Source organism: Phenylobacterium sp. RIFCSPHIGHO2_01_FULL_69_31 (genome assembly GCF_001824475.1).
In the GTDB taxonomy this organism is placed as follows: domain Bacteria; phylum Pseudomonadota; class Alphaproteobacteria; order Caulobacterales; family Caulobacteraceae; genus Phenylobacterium.
Genome location: NZ_MHXN01000028.1, coordinates 112443 through 128607, shown reverse-complemented (window position 1 = coordinate 128607; position 16165 = coordinate 112443). Strand labels below are relative to the sequence as shown.

At 69.9% G+C, this 16165-nt stretch carries 20 protein-coding genes and 1 tRNA gene; 13 read left to right on the top strand and 8 right to left on the bottom strand.

The features are described from left to right. Positions 1–69 precede the first annotated feature (69 nt). Positions 70–1008, top strand: coding sequence for a DUF808 domain-containing protein (locus A2790_RS14795; RefSeq protein ID WP_293393136.1), 939 nt, complete (start codon positions 70–72; stop codon positions 1006–1008). A 5-nt stretch (positions 1009–1013) separates the two neighbouring features. Here A2790_RS14795 and A2790_RS14790 read toward each other — a convergent pair whose 3' ends face one another. Together A2790_RS14790 and A2790_RS14785 are read right to left on the bottom strand one after the other, a co-directional pair. Next, a complete protein-coding gene (locus A2790_RS14790) occupies positions 1014–2318 on the bottom strand; it encodes an amidohydrolase family protein (RefSeq protein WP_293393134.1) in 1305 nt (434 codons plus the stop codon). Positions 2319–2350: 32 nt separating this feature from the next. Further along, entirely contained in the window at positions 2351–2929 is a 579-nt protein-coding gene (locus A2790_RS14785) for a TetR family transcriptional regulator (protein WP_293393133.1), read from the bottom strand. 83 nt (positions 2930–3012) lie between these two features. Here A2790_RS14785 and A2790_RS14780 point away from each other — a divergent pair, with 83 nt between their 5' ends. After that, positions 3013–3450 (top strand): tautomerase family protein, encoded by a 438-nt coding sequence (locus tag A2790_RS14780; RefSeq protein ID WP_293393131.1) that lies wholly within the window; start codon positions 3013–3015, stop codon positions 3448–3450. 39 nt (positions 3451–3489) lie between these two features. Here A2790_RS14780 and A2790_RS14775 read toward each other — a convergent pair whose 3' ends face one another. Continuing rightward, positions 3490–3684, bottom strand: a complete 195-nt coding sequence (locus A2790_RS14775; protein ID WP_293393129.1) for a hypothetical protein — start codon at positions 3682–3684, stop codon at positions 3490–3492. A 120-nt stretch (positions 3685–3804) separates the two neighbouring features. Here A2790_RS14775 and A2790_RS14770 point away from each other — a divergent pair, with 120 nt between their 5' ends. From A2790_RS14770 to A2790_RS14745, 6 genes are all read left to right on the top strand, one after another. Continuing rightward, positions 3805–4275: a DUF5615 family PIN-like protein gene (locus A2790_RS14770; protein WP_293393127.1), complete on the top strand. Its 471-nt coding sequence runs from the start codon at positions 3805–3807 to the stop codon at positions 4273–4275. 53 nt (positions 4276–4328) lie between these two features. Then, on the top strand, positions 4329–4466 hold the full coding sequence (locus tag A2790_RS14765; protein WP_068877573.1) for an entericidin A/B family lipoprotein: 138 nt from the start codon (positions 4329–4331) through the stop codon (positions 4464–4466). 64 nt (positions 4467–4530) lie between these two features. Beyond that, on the top strand, positions 4531–4926 hold the full coding sequence (locus tag A2790_RS14760) for a DUF983 domain-containing protein (protein ID WP_293393124.1): 396 nt from the start codon (positions 4531–4533) through the stop codon (positions 4924–4926). A gap of 78 nt (positions 4927–5004) precedes the next feature. Then, positions 5005–5163 carry a DUF3309 family protein gene (locus tag A2790_RS14755; protein ID WP_082765605.1) on the top strand — a complete coding sequence of 53 codons (159 nt, stop codon included), beginning with the start codon at positions 5005–5007 and terminating at the stop codon, positions 5161–5163. 62 nt (positions 5164–5225) lie between these two features. Continuing rightward, complete coding sequence (locus A2790_RS14750; protein ID WP_293393121.1) at positions 5226–6560, top strand: MFS transporter; 1335 nt, start codon at positions 5226–5228, stop codon at positions 6558–6560. Between the two features lies 1 nt (position 6561). After that, entirely contained in the window at positions 6562–7281 is a 720-nt protein-coding gene (locus A2790_RS14745) for a DUF599 family protein (protein WP_293393119.1), read from the top strand. On the opposite strand, the gene A2790_RS14740 is transcribed toward A2790_RS14745, so the two are convergent. Next, positions 7247–7582 (bottom strand): MmcQ/YjbR family DNA-binding protein, encoded by a 336-nt coding sequence (locus A2790_RS14740; protein WP_293393117.1) that lies wholly within the window; start codon positions 7580–7582, stop codon positions 7247–7249. The genes A2790_RS14745 and A2790_RS14740 overlap by 35 nt on opposite strands. Before the next feature lie 11 nt (positions 7583–7593). Next, positions 7594–8244: a peptide-methionine (S)-S-oxide reductase MsrA gene (gene msrA, locus A2790_RS14735; RefSeq protein ID WP_293393115.1), complete on the bottom strand. Its 651-nt coding sequence runs from the start codon at positions 8242–8244 to the stop codon at positions 7594–7596. A 131-nt stretch (positions 8245–8375) separates the two neighbouring features. Between msrA and A2790_RS14730 the strand changes: the two genes are divergently transcribed. The 3 genes from A2790_RS14730 to A2790_RS14720 all read left to right on the top strand — a co-directional run bounded on the left by A2790_RS14730 (position 8376) and on the right by A2790_RS14720 (position 10376). Further along, a complete protein-coding gene (locus tag A2790_RS14730; protein ID WP_293393113.1) occupies positions 8376–9302 on the top strand; it encodes a tetratricopeptide repeat protein in 927 nt (308 codons plus the stop codon). Further along, positions 9269–10237 (top strand): hypothetical protein, encoded by a 969-nt coding sequence (locus A2790_RS14725; protein ID WP_293393111.1) that lies wholly within the window; start codon positions 9269–9271, stop codon positions 10235–10237. The genes A2790_RS14730 and A2790_RS14725 overlap by 34 nt, the downstream gene beginning before the upstream one ends. A gap of 49 nt (positions 10238–10286) precedes the next feature. Next, positions 10287–10376 (top strand) — tRNA-Ser (locus A2790_RS14720). A gap of 631 nt (positions 10377–11007) precedes the next feature. On the opposite strand, the gene A2790_RS14715 is transcribed toward A2790_RS14720, so the two are convergent. Together A2790_RS14715 and A2790_RS14710 are read right to left on the bottom strand one after the other, a co-directional pair. Beyond that, positions 11008–11988 (bottom strand): FecR domain-containing protein, encoded by a 981-nt coding sequence (locus A2790_RS14715; protein WP_293393109.1) that lies wholly within the window; start codon positions 11986–11988, stop codon positions 11008–11010. Positions 11989–12085: 97 nt separating this feature from the next. Further along, positions 12086–12631, bottom strand: a complete 546-nt coding sequence (locus tag A2790_RS14710) for an RNA polymerase sigma factor (protein WP_293393107.1) — start codon at positions 12629–12631, stop codon at positions 12086–12088. A gap of 252 nt (positions 12632–12883) precedes the next feature. Here A2790_RS14710 and A2790_RS14705 point away from each other — a divergent pair, with 252 nt between their 5' ends. Continuing rightward, positions 12884–13450 carry an outer membrane beta-barrel protein gene (locus tag A2790_RS14705; RefSeq protein ID WP_293393105.1) on the top strand — a complete coding sequence of 189 codons (567 nt, stop codon included), beginning with the start codon at positions 12884–12886 and terminating at the stop codon, positions 13448–13450. Positions 13451–13571: 121 nt separating this feature from the next. Here the strand turns inward: A2790_RS14705 and A2790_RS14700 are convergent, their stop codons facing one another. Then, positions 13572–14432, bottom strand: coding sequence for an AraC family transcriptional regulator (locus tag A2790_RS14700; protein WP_293393103.1), 861 nt, complete (start codon positions 14430–14432; stop codon positions 13572–13574). A gap of 118 nt (positions 14433–14550) precedes the next feature. Here A2790_RS14700 and A2790_RS14695 point away from each other — a divergent pair, with 118 nt between their 5' ends. Next, the gene (locus A2790_RS14695) at positions 14551–16131 is read left to right on the top strand and encodes a GMC family oxidoreductase N-terminal domain-containing protein (RefSeq protein WP_293393101.1); all 1581 of its coding nucleotides are present in this window, start codon (positions 14551–14553) and stop codon (positions 16129–16131) included. The last annotated feature ends 34 nt before the right edge of the window (positions 16132–16165 follow it).

Here is a 16165-nt window from a genome sequence, read left to right as displayed (position 1 = left end):
AGCGGCCCGCGCTTTACGTCACCGGCGACAGCCCGTAGGCAGGACGCTCAGACACAGGGACGTTCATCCATGGCTTCGGGCCTAGTCGCGCTGCTCGACGACGTCGCGGCGATCGCCAAGATCGCGGCCACCTCGCTGGACGACGTCGCCGGCGCCGCCAGCAAGGCCGGCACCAAGGCCGTGGGCGTGGTGATCGACGACGCGGCCGTGACCCCGGGATACGCGGTGGGCTTCACGCCGGACCGCGAGCTGCCCATCGTCTGGAAGATCGCGCTGGGCTCCCTGCGCAACAAGTTCGTCTTCCTGCTGCCCGGCGCCCTGCTTCTGAGCGCCTTCGCCCCCTGGGCCGTGACGCCGATCCTGATGGTCGGCGCGGCCTTCCTCTGCTTCGAGGCGACCGAGAAGATCATCGAGGCGGTCACGCATCACGAGGGGGCCAACAAGGTTGAAGAGCTGGCGCTCAGTTCCGCCGAGCTCGAGAAGGAGAAGGTCTCCGGCGCCATCCGCACCGATCTGATCCTGTCGGCCGAGATCATGGCCATCGCGCTGAACGACGTCACGGAGCGGCCGCTGATGATCCAGGCCGCGGCCCTGGCCCTGGTGGGCCTGGGGATCACGATCGGGGTCTATGGCGTCGTCGCCCTGATCGTGAAGATGGATGACATCGGCCTGCACATGAGCCAGCGCCGCCGCCCGTCGAGCCAGGCGCTGGGCCGCGGACTGGTGAAGGCGATGCCGGTGATCCTGGACGTCCTGACCAAGGTGGGCACCGCCGCGATGCTGTGGGTCGGCGGCGGCATCGTCATCCACGGGCTGGAGCACTTCCACCTGCCGCAGATCCCGCACCTGGCCCACGCGGCGTCCGAATGGGCGGCGCAGGTTCCGGGCGTCGGCGCGGTCACGGGCTGGCTCGCCTATGCCCTGGCCTCGGCGGTGGTGGGCCTGATCGTGGGCGCGATCATCGTCGGCGTCGTCCACCTGATCCCGAAGCGCAAGAAGGCCGCCTGAGGCCTTCAGCGCCCGACGAGACGCCCCGCCTTCACGACCCCTTGGACCTGCGTCAGGGTGGAGACGTCCGCCAACGGGTCGCCCGAAACCGCGATGAGGTCGCCCGCGAAACCCGGCGCGGCCTGGCCGAGCTCGCGCTCCAACCCCAGCGCGGCGGCCGCCTCGGTGGTGGCGGACCGGATCGCCTGGGCCGAGCTCATGCCGTAGCGGACCATGTAGGCAAATTGCCTTGCACCCAGGCCATAGGGATAGACGGCCGCATCGGTGCCGAACGTCAGCTTCACCCCGGCGCTGACCGCCCTGCGGAAGCCTTCGCGCTGTGCGTCCGTCGTTTCGCGGTTCTTGCGCAGGTACTCGGCCGGCCACCCCTCGCGGGTCCCGACCTCCTCGATCCAGTCACCGTTGTAGATGTCCATGTCCAACCAGACGCCTCGCGCCCTCGCCAGGGCGATCCCCTCGTCGTCGACCAGGCTGGCGTGCTCGATGGTGCGGGCGCCGGCTCGGATCGCAGCCTTTATCCCTTCCGCCCCGTGGGCGTGGGCGATGCAATAGCGGCCAAGCGCTCGAGCCTCGTCGCAGACCGCGGCGATTTCCACCTCGCTCAGTTCCAGGGCGCCCGGCTCGCTGCCGACGGCCAGCACGGCGCCGGTGGCGATCACCTTGATGAAGTCGGCGCCCTGGCCGATCAGGTATCGCGCCCGCCGGCGCGCTTCGTCCGGCCCCCGCGCCTCGCCGAGGCGAAAGGCCACGGGGATCTCGACGCCGGCCGGCGCGCCCGTCACCGCCCCGCCACCTCCGGGCTTGGTGATGTAAGCGCCCGCCACGATCATCCGCGGCCCTTCCACCTGGCCCGCCGCGATCGCATCGCGAAGGGCGACATCGGTCAGGCCACGATAAGCGCCTACGTCCCGCACGGTGGTGAACCCGGCCCGCAGCATGATGCGGGCGGCCTCGGCGCCCTTGAGGATCGTTTCAGCCTCGGAATGCTTCAGCGCCTCGGCCGGATCGTCCGTCTGACCGAACCCGTCCGCCACGTGGGTGTGCATGTCGATCAGGCCGGGCAACACCGTGTAGCGCGACCAGTCGAGAACCCGTCCGTCCCTGGGTGGGTGCGTCCAGGGCGTGACGGATGTGATCCGGCCGTCCACGATCGTGATCAGCCGCTCGCCCACGGCCTCGCCGCGCACGGGGTCGATGAGCCGGCCGGCGCGGACATGCAGTGTCTCGGCGGAAGCGGCCGGCACGATGACGGCCAGGGCCAGCGCCGCCGCGGCGTGCGCGACAAGCCGAACCGCTGCAAGAAAACCCACGCGCCACCCCGCCGCCAGACCTCAGGCGGCGATCATGCCCCCGCGTCGTCGCCGCCGACAACCTCGGCCAGGGCGGCGCGCAGATTGGCGTCCAGCATCTCGTTCGCCAGCGGATGGTCGTCCGGCACGGCGCGCGACAGCATCAGGGCGCCGACCATCCGGGCGACCAGGGCCACCGCGAGTGCACGCCGGGCAGGGCCTTCGCCCTCGAGGCCCGCCTCGACCGACGCGATCATTCCCTCCAGGCCCTCGGCGAACACGCCCCTCAAGGCGTCCGGCTGGCGGCCGATATCGCCGGCCAGGGCGGCCGCGGGACAGCTCTTGCCCGGCGCGTTGCGCGCCGCCCGGGAAAGGTAGTGCGGCAGGAGGCCTGCGACGCCGTCCGCCCGCGCCCGTTCCGCCGCCATCTGCGCCCAGGCGTTCTCCAGCGCCTCGGCGGCCAGGTCCTGCTTCGAGGCGAAGTGGTTGTAGAAGCCGCCGTGCGTGAACCCGGCGGCCTTCATCAGGTCCCCGACCGGAACCTCGTCGAAGCCGCGCGCGCGGAAGAGCTCCGACGCCACCTCCACCACCCGCTGCCGGTTCTCCTGGGCCTGGGCCTTGCTGATCTTCATCCCGATCCTGCCGCTTGACGCGCTTCGATCCAGCAACAATGATGATCATCATCATTGATGTCAACGGCGCAGGGAGCCGATCGATGCCGCTCTGGAAAATCTATCACCCGGTGGGAGCCTTCTCGGCCGACGACAAGCGCGAGCTGTCCCAGCGCATCACGGCGCTCTACAGCCGCCTGCCGAAATTCTACGTCGGCGTCGTGTTCCAGGAGGTCGCCCCGGACTCGTTCTTCGTCGGCGGCGAGCCGGCCACGAAGTTCGTCCGCATCTGGGTCGACCACATCGCCCGCACCCTACCCTCGGCCGAGGCGCGGACATGGTGGATCGGCGAGTGCGACGAGGCGCTGGCGCCGTACATCCGGGATCGCGGTTTCGACTGGGAGTTCCACATCGACGAGACGTCGTTCGAACTGTGGTCCATCCAGGGCATCCGTCCGCCCTTGCCCAACAGCGAGGACGAGAAGCGCTGGATCCGCGAGAACAAGCCAAGCCCGCTCGTCGGCGAGACCCAGCCCGCCTGACGCGGGGCGCGGAGGCGGGGCTGCGGCCCCGCCGTCAGCCTAGAGCTGGTTGAATTCCCCGCAGCGGCACTTGACCACCACGTCGTTGAAGAACGAGCGGTCGACACGGGCCAGCTCCTGGCGGCAGGCACCGCAGGCATAGGCGGAACCCTGCTGGTCGCGGGGAGCCTCGTCGGCCTGCACAAGGGTGCGACGGCCCACGAAGAGGCCCGGGAAGGTACGCAACTCAATCATCACTCTGCTCCAAGATGAGCCAGGGGGAGCTGGCCGCTCTTCGCAATGCAAAATCCATTCTACGAAATCATGTTGCAGCGCAATGACGGAACGGCGCCGGTGCACACGGATTTCACCGATATGCGCTTTCTTTGCGACGAGATGCTCGTTCGGTTGGCGCGCCTGCTGCGCGCGGCGGGCTACGACACCTATCTGGCCTCGGACGGGGAACCCGATTCCGATCTCATCAAGACGGCGCGCCGAGAGGGCCGGATCCTGCTGACGCGGGACAAGCGGCTGGCCGCCGCGGCCCACGAGTCGGTGCTGATCCGCGGCTTCGGGGTCGACGCCGAGGCGCACCATCTTTCGCGCGAGGTGGTGCTCGACTGGGAGTTCGCGCCGTTCACCCGCTGCGTCATGGACAATGCGCACCTCCGCGACGCCGGGGACGAGGAGGTCGCCGCGATGCCCGGCGCAGCGCCGGAAAGAGGCCGCCCGTTTCGCATCTGCCCGGCCTGCGGCCGCAGCTACTGGCCCGGCAGTCACGTGCGGCGGATGGAGGCCCGGCTCGGCCGCCTGGCCCGCGACGCCGCAATCCCGCCGCAAGCTTGACTAGATAGGCGGCGCAAGAGACCTAAGGCTCATCTTCGAGAGGGGTTCTTCCCATGCGCAAGCTGATCGTTCTGACCGCCGCCGCCGCCGCCCTCCTGGTATCGGCCTGCAACACCGTCTCCGGGATCGGCAAGGACGCCTCCGCCGCCGGCCGTGCGGTGACCGGCGCGGCCGAGGACGCCAAGAAGTAGAACGGGTGCGACGGAAGGCCCCCGGGCCTTCCCCCTCGGTCGGCGGAGGCGCATATGGGGCGCCATGGCCGAATTCCATCACCCGCTGTTCCGCTCGATCGGTCGGGGCCTGTCGCAGCACTGCCCGTGCTGCGGCAAGGGCCGCCTATTCGGTCGCTACCTGAAGGTCCAGCCGGCTTGCGAGGCCTGCGGCCATGATCTCGCCCGCTACCCGGCCGACGACGGCCCGGCCTATCTGACGATCCTGCTGGTGGGCCACTTGATCGTCGCCCCGATGCTGTTCTTCCCCGTCGTCTGGGAATCCTCGCCGCTCTACTCCCTGCCGATCATCCTGGGCGCCCTGACCGTGCTGACGCTCCTGGCGCTGCCCCGTGTGAAGGGCGGGTGGATCGGGATGATGTACGCCTTGCAGTCCACCGACCGCGAGCATCGCCTGCACACGGCCGACGCGGCGGACTAGCGGTCCGCCCTCCGGGGAACCCGACCTTCACCATTCGCGTTCGGTGCGGTCGAGGTCGGGGGACCGGAGGAGAGCGCCATGTCCCTAGGGACCATTCTGATCATCATACTGATCCTGCTCCTGCTGGGCGCGCTGCCCTCGTGGGGCTATTCGCGCAGCTGGGGCTACTTCCCGAGCGGCGGCCTGGGCCTGGTCCTCGTGATCGTCATCATCCTCGTGGTGATGGGACGGATCTGACGTTGGCGTAGTCCGCGGCTACCCCTAGCATCGGCCTCAAAAGTCGAGCTGGGGGAGACTGCATGACCGCGACGGAGACCGGGGCCGAAGCCCAGATTCCGCCCGGGATCACGGTCCCAGGCCTTACGGCCGCCCAGCGCTTCAGGGCCATCCTCGGCGGCTCTGCCGGCAACCTGGTCGAGTGGTACGACTGGTTCGTCTATTCGGCGTTCGCGGTCTATTTTTCCAACCACTTCTTCCCGGGCGACGACGACCTCGCCGGTCTTCTGAAGACCATGGCCGTGTTTGCCGTGGGCTTTTTCGCCCGTCCGCTGGGCGCCTGGCTGATGGGCCTCTATGCCGACCACGCCGGCCGCAAGACCGCCCTGACGGCCGCGGTCAGCCTGATGTGCGGCGGCTCGCTCATTATCGCGGTCCTGCCCAGCTACGAGACCATCGGGGTGGCCGCCCCGATCCTGCTGGTGGTGGCGCGCATCCTTCAGGGCCTGTCGGTGGGGGGCGAGTACGGCGCCAGCGCCACCTACCTGTCCGAGATGGCCGGCCGCCGCCGACGCGGCTTCTGGTCCAGCTTCCAGTTCGTGACCATGGTCATGGGCCAGCTCATCGCCCTGGGCATCCTCAGCCTGCTGCAGACGACGATGGCCCCGGAGGACCTGGAAAGCTGGGGCTGGCGCATTCCGTTCTTCATCGGCGCGGCCATGGCGGTGGTGGTGTTCTGGATCCGCAGCCGGATGGACGAGAGCCAGTCCTACGAGGTCTCCAAGGCCTCCGGCGCCGAGCGGGCGCGGACGATGATGCTGTTCATGCGCTATCCAAAGCAGACCCTGACCATCTTCGGCTTTACCGCCGGCGGCTCGCTCGCCTTCTACGCCTTCACCACCTACATGCCGAAGTTCCTGACCGGCACCGCAGGCTTCGCCGGTCCCACCGCGACGGGCATCACCGCCGCGGCCCTGGTGGTGTATCTCTTCGCCCTGCCGTTCTTCGGCTGGCTCAGCGACCACTGGGGGCGCAAGGCCACCCTGTTCATCGCGTTCGGCGGCGGCGCCCTCGCGGCCTATCCGGCCCTGTCGACCATCGCCGGAACCCAGTCCCCGTTCGTCGCCTTCGCGCTTGTCGCCACCCTCGTGTTCCTGATGTCGGGCTACAACGCCGTCAGCGCGGTGGTGAAGGCCGAGCTGTTCCCCGCCAACGTCCGCGCCCTGGGCGTCGCCCTGCCCTATGGCATGGGCACCGCCATTTTCGGCGGCACGGCCGAGCCGATCGCGCTCGCCTTCAAGCGGGCAGGGGTCGAAAGCGGGTTCTACGTCTATGTCGCCTTGGGGATGGCGGTGGCGTTCCTCATGATCTTCCTGCTGCCCGACAACCGGAAGCACAGTCTGATCCTCGAGGACTGACATGGACCTTCTGGACATCATCGCCCTCGGCGTGTTCGCCCTGGCCTGGTTCTTCTACGAGCCCCTGCTGACGATGTTCGGCAAGCGGCGGGGCGGCGTCCTCAACACCGACATGACCGTCATCCGCACGGCCTGGATGACCCAGATGACCGGGCGCGAGGTGCGCCTGATGGACGGCCAGCTGCTGGGCCACGCCCTCAACTCGGCGTCGTTCTTCGCCTCGTCCAACCTGCTGCTGATCGCCGCCGCGGCGGGCGCGCTGTTCGGAGGCGATTCCACCTTTCGCTCGGTCTCGGCGCTGGAAGTGGTGAAGACCTCGACGCGGCTGCTCTTCGAGGTGCAGTTGGCCCTGGTGGTAGTCGCCCTGGCCCGCGGGCTGCTGGACTTCATCTGGTCGATCCGCCAGCTCAACTACTGCCTCGCCGCAGTGGGCGCGACGCCGGAGCCGCTGGCCGAGGACCAGCGCTCCACCTACGGCGTGCTCCTGGCGCGGCTGCTGAATCCGGCGCTGGGCTCGTTCAACTCAGGCGTCCGAGGCTACTACTTCGCCCTGGCGGCCGCGGCCTGGCTATTCGGTCCCTGGTCGTTCATGGCCGCCACCCTGGGCGCAGTGGCCCTGCTATTCTGGCGCCAGCGCAGTTCGCCCGCAGCCGTCGCCATCCACGAATTCCGCCAGCTGCTGGAAACTAAAGCCCCAGCTCCGCCCGCGTCGCCTTCGTGAGCTTTGCCGCGATCAGGCTGTGGGCGGTCTCGATCCAGCCGATCGCGTCGGACGGCTCCAGATCCTCCAGATCCACGATCACCCAATGCCCCTTGGCCAGGTAGGGCGCCTGGCGCGCCGGCCCGCCGCGGGTGAGCACCTCGAACCCGATCGGCGAGACCTTGAACGACAGCCCGCCGCGGAGGCCGCAGATGGCAAAGACCTTGCCGCCTACCTTGTAGACGTCGGACCCGCCCCACTGGACCACATGCGTCGCCGCCGGCAGGGCCATCGCACAGGCCTGGACCTCCTCCCGCGTCATCGTCGCCGGCTCTAGGCGCCGACGCCGACACCGACTGGGCACGAGACCCCGGTGCCGCCGATGCCGCAGTAGCCGTTCGGGTTCTTGGCCAAGTACTGCTGGTGGTAGTCCTCGGCGAAATAGAACGGCCCCGCCGGCGCGATCTCGGACGTGATCCGGCCGAGCCCGCCGCTCGACAGGGCCGCCTGGTAGGCCTCGCGCGAGGCTTCGGCCTCAGCCGCCTGGGCGTCGTTGGTGACGTAGATGCCGGAGCGATACTGCGTGCCCACGTCGTTCCCCTGGCGCATGCCCTGGGTCGGGTCGTGGTTTTCCCAGAAAACCTTCAGCAGGGCCGCATAGCTCACGGCCCGCGGGTCGTAGACAACCAGCACCGACTCCGCGTGGCCGGTGCGGCCCGAGCAGACTTCCTCGTAGGTGGGATTGGGCGTTATCCCCTGCTGGTAGCCCACCGCGGTCACGTGAACGCCAGGGATTTGCCAGAAGACCCGCTCCACGCCCCAGAAGCAGCCCATGGCGAAGTAGGCGCTCTCCAGGCCCTCGGGATACGGTCCCTTCAGGTCCCGGCCGTTCACGAAGTGCGTGCCGGCCGTGGGAATCGCGTGGGCGCGTCCCGGCAGGGCGGTCTCGGCCGTCGGCAGATCCATGGGCTTCTTGAAGAGCATGCGCGTCTCCGCAGGGTCGGTGGGCGACCAGATAGGGCGCCGAACGCCGTTTTGCACCTTGCCAAGCTCGCCTGAACGGCGGCGACATAGCCCGGCATACACGCAAACCAGACCTGGGAGGAGGACGCGCGATGCGGTCGCTCAGGATCATGCTGCTCGCCGGCGCGCTCGCCGGCCTGACCACCGCCGGAGCGCTCGCGGCCGGCAGCGGCGGCGGGACCGGAATGGCCATGCCCTCGGCCTCGGCCCCCGCCTACGACCCGGCAGAGGAGTACGCCAAGGCCGTCGCCTCGATCCAGGCCAAGGACTACAAGGCCGCCGCCCGCGCCGCCCAGCGGGTGACCGACGCCGCGCCCACCAATGTCGACGGCTGGCGGCTGCTCGGCGTGGCCCAGGCGGGCGCCCAGAACTGGAAGGGGGCGCGCAAAGCCTACGAACGGGCGGTCAAGCTGTCGCCCGACGACCTGCCCAGCCGCGCCGGCCTCGGCATGGCGCTGGCCAACCTCAAGGATCCCAAGGCGCAGGAGCAACTCGCCTGGCTGAGGGCCAAGGCCGCCGATTGCGGCGCCGGCTGCGATGCGGCGGCGCTTCAATCGCTCACCGCGGAGGTCGAGAAGGCGTTGGCGGGCGGAACCGCCGCGGGCCAGCCCAGCGCGGCGCTGGAGGGCGGCTCCCTGCTGTTCGCCGCCGCCGGGGACCGGGCCTACGTCCAGGCTGTCGGCCTGATCAACGAGAAGCGCTACGACGAGGCCCTGGCCTCGCTGGACGCGGCCCGGGCCGCCTTCGGCCCGCACCCCGACATCCTGACATACCAGGGCTATGCCTGGCGCAAGAAGGGCCGGTTCGACCGGGCCGAGGGCTACTACCGGCAGGCGCTCGCCATCGCCCCGGCTCATCGCGGCGCCACCGAATACTATGGCGAGCTGAAGGTGGAGCGGGGCGATGTCGCCGGCGCGCGCCTGATGCTGGCGGCCCTGGACCGCATCTGCGCGTATGGCTGCGCCGAGGCCGAGGAGTTGCGCCGTTGGATCGACGCCGGCGGCGAGCCCGGGCTCTAGGGCTCGCGATCGCATTCACCGGCGCGGCGACGGCGCTGGCCGCCGATTCCCGCCCACCGCTGCAGGCCCTGTCGTGGGTTCCGCCGACGACCGACCCTGTGCGTGTCTTCGCCACCCAGCCGACCGAATGCCTGAAGGTCCCGACCGACCCGGCCTCGGCGCGGTCGGTGGAAATCGGCCGCGCGGCGTTCCGTACGCCGCTGCTGCTGGGCGGTCAGGCGGCGCGCGCCGGCCTGTCGTGCGAGAGCTGCCACCGCGCCGGCCGCGACAATCCCGACTTCCAGTTCCCCGGCGCCTCGGGCGAGCCCGGCACCGCCGATGTGACCCTTTCCCTGTTCTCCAGCCGCCGCGGGAACGGCGTCCACGACCCCAGGCCCATCCCTGACCTTTCGGGCCCACGCTCGGCGCTGAAGATCACAGCCGGCGACCTGCCGGCCTTCATCCGGGGGCTCGTGGTCGAGGAGTTCGACGGCCGCGAGCCGCCCGGCGCTGTGCTGCAGGGCTTAGCCGACTATGTCCAGGCGCTGGATCCGGCGGCCTGCCCGGCCACGCCCAGCGAGCCCATGTCCCCCGGCCGGCTGCTGGACGACGCCCGCCGCGCGGTGGCCAGCGCCGAAGCCGCGCTTGCCGCGGGCGACCGACCGACCGCCGTGCTGATGATCGCCGCCGCGCGCGCCCGGCTGTTCCTGATCGACGAGCGCTATGTCGGCCAGCCCGCCGAGATCGCCCGTTTGCGCGGGGCCGACCGGACGCTCCGGGACCTCCAGGCGGCAGTCCGCGGGGGCCGCCCTGACGCTGCCCGCGGCCTCGCCCGCTGGCGCGCCGACTCCCGGCGGCTCGAAGCCCGCCTGGTCGTGGCCCAGGGCCTGTCGCTGTTCGATCCGGCCCGCCTGCGACAGGCGATGAACCGCCGCTTGCCCCGGAAGACCTCCTGACGGTATATGCCCGCCTTCCGCCGGGGCCCCACTCCCCCGCGCGGCGTGTGGTGAGGTGGCCGAGTGGTTGAAGGCGCACGCCTGGAACGCGTGTATAGGGGAAACTCTATCGAGGGTTCGAATCCCTCTCTCACCGCCATCTCGTTCCTTGTGAACCGAGGTCTTCCGTCGCTGTCGCACTGACGCGCGAGATTGGCGCACGCGCATCCGGACGCCAGAGAGATCCTTCAGCGGAGCGCCTGTGACCTACACAACTGGGCTCATCGCATCGGCAGGGGCGTCATTCTGCCGATCGTCGGAAGGGGCGTGAGCCGCTCGACGTCACCCTTGGGAGCAGAAACAAGAAGCCCCGACCGAGGTGTGACGTCCTCAGGCCGGGGCGGTGGTCTCGTGCGCGAAACCGGACTGGAGAACCAGCACGCGCCTTTGCGCGCGGCCCGAGCCGGCCGCGACAACAAGGACACGTTAACATCCTTGGCTGTTCCGGCCAAATCCACATTGTGACGCATGGAGAGGCGCGGCCCTGGACGCTCTCCCGCCAGGGCCGCGCTCAGTCTTACCCGGCGCGACCGTGGGCTCGGAACGCGCGCCGCATCTGACTGTTGCGCCGGGTCACGGCGCGATTTTCCGACCTTGCTTCTCCAGAAAGCCGTAGGTCGCGGGGGAGACGTCACGCCGCGCCACCATCCCTAGGTCGACCCTAAAAAAATTCTCATCGCGGGTGAAAGCATGGGCTCGGCGACGCTCAGCGTCCCCTTGAGCCCCTGACCTTACTTGCGAAGAAGCAGCAGGCCCCGCTGGGACGGCACCGATCTTATGGGCAGCATCAAGGTCAGGCGCGCCATGACCGCCGCCTGATCGTCGACGACGATGACCCCGGTGATGGGCATCTTGCCCAGCTCGGGGTCCGAGATCTCGATCTGGTGCTCGAACTGGCGGTTTAGGTCGGCGACGACGTTCGCCAGGGGTTCGCCCCGATAGACGAGACGGCCGATGCGCCAGCCCAGGGTTTCCTCGGGATCGACGGCCTTCAGCTGTTCCACGCCGGCGCGGTCCACCTCGAGCCGCTGCCCCGGTGTGAGCAGGAAGGCGCGACCCGGCGCCGTCGAGGTCGCCGGAGCCACCCGGACCTTGCCACCCGCCACGGTGACGGCCAGCTCGCCCTGCCGGCTGCGGACGTCGAACCGGGTGCCGACGACGCGGACGATACGGCCCGCAGCCGCCACGGTGAACGGCCGTGCGGGATCGTGGGTCACGTCGAAGATGGCTTGGCCGTCCGCGAGGGTCACCTCGCGCGCCGATCGGGTCAGCCGCACGCTGAGGCTCGTCTCGGCGTTGAGATCGATCATCGAACCGTCGGCGAGCGTGATCTTGCGCCGTTCGCCCTTGCCGGTGGCGAAGGTCTGGGCGGCGGGTTCGGTCACGAGGCCCGGCACGACAGCCACGGCGAGAGCCGCGGCTAGGGCCGCGCCGCCGGCCCCAACCATCCATCCGCGCCGGGTCGGCGTCCGCCGGAGCGTTTCGTGACGCGCCTGGGTCGTCAGTTCGGTCAGGACCTCGTCGGTGCAGCTCTCGAACTCGTGCCACATCGCCAGCGTCCGCCGGTAGGCCGTCTTGTGGGCTGGCGCGGCGGCGAGCCAGGCCTCGAACTCGAGGCCGTCGCGCTCGCTGACGTCGGCGCGTTGCAGGCGCGCGAGCCAAGCGGCGGCATCGGCCATCGCCCGTTCCTCCTGCGTCGCCATGCTGCTCATCGGCCCGTCCATCAAATCCACGCGAACGGCGCTGGACAGCCGATGAGACGGCGCCGCTCGGCCGCGCCCCTAGGCGTGCCGGAAAATTCTCTGCCGGTCATGTCCGCAGCCTTTGCGAGAGGTTGCGGATCGCCGCCTGGATATGCTGCTCGATCATCTTGACCGAAACGCCCATCGCCTGGGCGGTCTCAGCCTGGCTCATCCCCTCGAGCTTATGGAGCCGGAACGCCCGACCCATCTGCGGCGGCAGGGCGGCCACGGCCTCGGCCAGCTGGCGGACCCGTTCCTTGGCGACCACGACCTCGTCCGCGGCAGGTTCGTCCACGATGTCCTCGCCCGAGAGCAGGGCGCGCGTCTCCATCCGCCATTGGCCGGCGCGCCGCGACGAGCGCTGGGTGCTACGCACATGGTCGATCATGAGGTTGGCGGCCATGCGATAGAGCAGGGCCGAGGGGGCGCGAACGTCGGTCCCGGCGTCCATGGCGGCGAGCTTCAGGTAGAGATCCTGGATCAGGTCTTCGGCGGTGGCCATGCAGCGCGTTCGCGAGGCGAGGAACAGCAGAAGGCTCTCGCGCTTCTCGAAGAAGGCCTGGACCAGCGCGCCGTCGTCCGCAGCTTTCCTGGACGGCCCGGAAGGCGCCAAGGGATCTCCTCCTCAATTATCGCGGGCTGAACGCGCGTCTCTCTTCCCGCGGCATGGCGAAAGATGGGGGATTAGCCAAGCTGTTTCACCTGAAATCGAAGGCACGGCGCGCGATCGCGGGCGGGGCCGACGCCCGCGCAGCGCTTTTCCGCACAGCTTTGAAAGTGCGCGCGTTGCGTGGAAGCGACCCAGCCCCGGCGGCCCCAACTCCTTCCCGTCAATCCCGGGCGAACCGGGGAAGGAGAAAACCACATGAAGTCTCTCACTCTGGCGGCTGTGGCCGTCGCGACCACCTTCGCCGCCGGCGCCGCTTCGGCGCAGGACGCCAACTGGTATGTCCAGGGTAACGCCGGCGCGACCTTCGAGAGCCGTCTCGACGCCACGCCTGACCGCAAGGGCGACACCGGCTGGGCCGTGAGCGGCGCCGTCGGGCGCGAATTCGCCAACAACCTGCGGGCCGAGGCCGAGATCGCCTATCTCAGCGCCGACAACAAGGGCTCCGTTCCCGGCAAGACCTCCACCGTCGGCGGCTTCGTCAACGGCTACTACGATTTCAACCGCGGCGGCGCGTGGCAGCCGTTCGTCGGCGCCGGCATCGGCCTGGCGCAGGTCAAGTCGCGCGGCGAGGACGACACCGGTTTCGCTTATCAGTTGAAGGCCGGCGTGGCCCATCCGTTCAGCGACCGCCTCACCGGCGAGATCGCCTACCGCTACCTGGCGGTGACGGACGTGAAGGCCGGCGCTGGCCCGACCCGTTTCGACGGCGACTATCACACCAACGCGGTGACCGTGGGTTTCCGCTACAAGCTCGGCCTCTAGCGCTCCCCCAGCCTGAGGCCCGCTCCGGCGCCTCGCCCTTCCCCCACCCGGGCGGGGCGTCGGAGCCTTCATCGGATTCAGCACGCCAGCGTCCGGAGCACGCTCCGGGCGCGTCGGCGTTTCAGGAGGCGGGCAGCGCCCGGGGTCTGCTGGCTGCCAGGCCGCGCCGATAGCTGGACGGCGTCGCGCCATAGGCGGCGCGGAAGGCCGACGACATGTGCGCGTGGCTGGAGAAGCCGTAGCGGACGGCGAGGGGCGACAGATCGTCCGCGGTCGCCTCCAGCGCCGATCGAACCTCCTCCAGGCGGCGGGAGAGCACGAAGCGATGGGGCGTCTGGCCGACCGCGCTCTGGAACGCGCGCGTGAAATGGGCGCGGCTGAGACCGACCACCGCCGCAAGTTCCGCCACCTGCAGCGGTCGATCCAGGTTGGCGTCGATGAAGGCGGTCAGGCGCCGCAGCTTGTGCGGCGTCAGCGCGCGGGTGGCGGCGGCGGACTGGGGCGAGGCCGCGACGGCGGCCGCTCGCACTAGCAGACTCTCGGCAAGGGTCTCTACATAGCGGGGGTCCGAAGCGTCCTCTTCGCGCAGGACCCGGCGGATCTCCTGGGCCAGCAGGCGGACGCCGGGGTCGCTCGCGCCGGGTGGAGCATCCTCCAGGTCCCCCAGTACGAGGTCCCGATCGCCATCGTAGGCGACGGCCAGCACCTCCATAGGCTCGGGATGATGGATCTCCAGCGACGTGCCGGGCTTCAGCAGGGCGAAGGCGCCCGGCCGGCACCCCTGTTCCGCCGCCGACCTCGGCGCCTGGAAGACGTAGAGCAGCATCGGCCGGTCGCCCGCGTAGGACAGGTCGAACGACATTGCGGCCTGGTGTCGAACCCTGACGGCGCCGGCGCGGACGGTGAGGATGGGATGGGCGCCCTGGGCGTCGCGCCCGGCGCGTGGCGCACGGGCGAAGGGAACGATCTCGGCGACTGACACTGAAGCTCTCCGGCGCCCCTAGATGGGCGCCCGGCGCGACCTCCGCTAGAACGCCCGCCAAGCCAACCGAACGAGGAGCCGGGCCCTGGCCATCTCCACCTCCGCCGACGTCATCGTAGTGGGCGCCGGTTCCGCCGGCTGCGTGCTGGCCGACCGGCTGTCGGCAGACCCCACGCGCCGGGTCCTGGTGCTGGAGGCCGGGGGCAAGGACGACTGGATCTGGTTCCACATCCCCGTCGGCTATCTCTTTTCGATCGGCAATCCGCGCGCGGACTGGATGTTCGAGACCGATCCGATCCCGGGCCTGGACGGGCGCAGCCTGCGCTATCCGCGTGGCAAGGTGATCGGCGGCTGCTCGGCCATCAACGCCATGATCTACATGCGCGGCCAGGCCGCGGACTACGACGGCTGGCGGCAGCGAGGACTGTTGGGTTGGGGCTGGGACGACGTCCTGCCGCTGTTCCTCGACCAGGAAGACCACATCGCGCCGCCCAACGAGCACCACCGCCAGGGCGGCGCCTGGCGGGTGGAGCATCCGCGGATGCGCTGGCGGGTGCTGGACGCCTTCGCCGAGGCGGCCGAGATGGCTGGGGTGGCGCGGGTGGTCGACTTCAACACCGGCGACAACGCCGGCAGCGGCTATTTCCAGGTGAACCAGCGCGCAGGCCGGCGGTGGAGCGCGGCGGCCGGCTTCCTGAAGCCTGCCCTTCGGCGTCCGAACCTGCGGTTGGAGACCGCTGCCCATGTCGAGAAGGTCCTGATCGAGGGCGGTCGGGCGGTCGGCGTGCGCTGGCGGCGGGGCGGCGAGACGTTCGAGACCCGGGCGCGCGACGGGGTCGTGCTGGCGGGCGGCGCGGTCGGAACCCCGCACCTGCTGGAACTGTCGGGCATCGGCGATGGCTCACGGCTGGCCGGCCTGGGGATCGAAACCCTCCGCCATCTGCCCGGCGTCGGCGAGAACCTCCAGGACCACCTGCAAATCCGGCCGATCTTCGAGGTGTCGGGCGTGCCCACCATGAACGCGCTCTACAGGTCCTGGTGGCGGCGGCCGCTCATGGCGCTGGAGTACGCGGCCTTCCGCAAGGGGCCGATGTCCATGGCGCCGTCCCAGATGGGCGCCTTCGCCCGGTCCTCGCCGGAGCACGCGACGCCGAACCTGCAGTTCCACGTCCAGCCGCTGTCGCTGGAGAAGTTCGGCGATCCGCTGCACGCCTTCCCGGCCATCACCATCAGCGTCTGCAACTTGCGGCCCACCAGCCGGGGCGGCATCCATGCCCGCAATCCCGACCCGGCGGCAGCCCCGGCGATCCAGCCCAACTACCTCGCCACGCTCGAGGACCAACGCGTCGCGGTGGAATCGCTGCGGCTCGTGCGGACGATCGCCGGCCAGCAGCCGCTGCGGCGCTATGGGGCCCGGGAGCGGGGACAGAGTTCGGCGGCCACAAGCGACGAAGAGATCCTGGCGGCGGCGCGGCAGCTCGGCACGACGATCTTCCATCCGGCGGGAACCGCGAGGATGGGCTTGGCCACCGACCCGCTCGCGGTCGTCGACGCCCGCCTGAAAGCGCACGGGATTGGGGGGCTGCGGATTGCCGATGCTTCCGTGATGCCCGCGATCACCTCCGGAAACACCAACTCGCCAACGATGATGATCGCGGAGAAGGGGGCCAGGATGATCGTCGAGGACGGCGCCGTATAAGCCGCCCGCGGCTACCGTAGAATCCCGTAGGTGA

What these genes read in the sequence shown, in the direction of transcription:
- A2790_RS14795 (WP_293393136.1), top strand. Translation starts at nt 70, where the DNA reads ATGGCTTCGGGCCTAGTCGCGCTGCTCGACGACGTCGCGGCGATCGCC.
- A2790_RS14785 (WP_293393133.1), bottom strand. Translation starts at nt 2,929, where the DNA reads ATGAAGATCAGCAAGGCCCAGGCCCAGGAGAACCGGCAGCGGGTGGTG.
- A2790_RS14780 (WP_293393131.1), top strand. Translation starts at nt 3,013, where the DNA reads ATGCCGCTCTGGAAAATCTATCACCCGGTGGGAGCCTTCTCGGCCGAC.
- A2790_RS14775 (WP_293393129.1), bottom strand. Translation starts at nt 3,684, where the DNA reads ATGATTGAGTTGCGTACCTTCCCGGGCCTCTTCGTGGGCCGTCGCACC.
- A2790_RS14770 (WP_293393127.1), top strand. Translation starts at nt 3,805, where the DNA reads ATGCGCTTTCTTTGCGACGAGATGCTCGTTCGGTTGGCGCGCCTGCTG.
- A2790_RS14765 (WP_068877573.1), top strand. Translation starts at nt 4,329, where the DNA reads ATGCGCAAGCTGATCGTTCTGACCGCCGCCGCCGCCGCCCTCCTGGTA.
- A2790_RS14760 (WP_293393124.1), top strand. Translation starts at nt 4,531, where the DNA reads ATGGCCGAATTCCATCACCCGCTGTTCCGCTCGATCGGTCGGGGCCTG.
- A2790_RS14755 (WP_082765605.1), top strand. Translation starts at nt 5,005, where the DNA reads ATGTCCCTAGGGACCATTCTGATCATCATACTGATCCTGCTCCTGCTG.
- A2790_RS14750 (WP_293393121.1), top strand. Translation starts at nt 5,226, where the DNA reads ATGACCGCGACGGAGACCGGGGCCGAAGCCCAGATTCCGCCCGGGATC.
- A2790_RS14745 (WP_293393119.1), top strand. Translation starts at nt 6,562, where the DNA reads ATGGACCTTCTGGACATCATCGCCCTCGGCGTGTTCGCCCTGGCCTGG.
- A2790_RS14740 (WP_293393117.1), bottom strand. Translation starts at nt 7,582, where the DNA reads ATGACGCGGGAGGAGGTCCAGGCCTGTGCGATGGCCCTGCCGGCGGCG.
- msrA (WP_293393115.1), bottom strand. Translation starts at nt 8,244, where the DNA reads ATGCTCTTCAAGAAGCCCATGGATCTGCCGACGGCCGAGACCGCCCTG.
- A2790_RS14730 (WP_293393113.1), top strand. Translation starts at nt 8,376, where the DNA reads ATGCGGTCGCTCAGGATCATGCTGCTCGCCGGCGCGCTCGCCGGCCTG.
- A2790_RS14715 (WP_293393109.1), bottom strand. Translation starts at nt 11,988, where the DNA reads ATGAGCAGCATGGCGACGCAGGAGGAACGGGCGATGGCCGATGCCGCC.
- A2790_RS14705 (WP_293393105.1), top strand. Translation starts at nt 12,884, where the DNA reads ATGAAGTCTCTCACTCTGGCGGCTGTGGCCGTCGCGACCACCTTCGCC.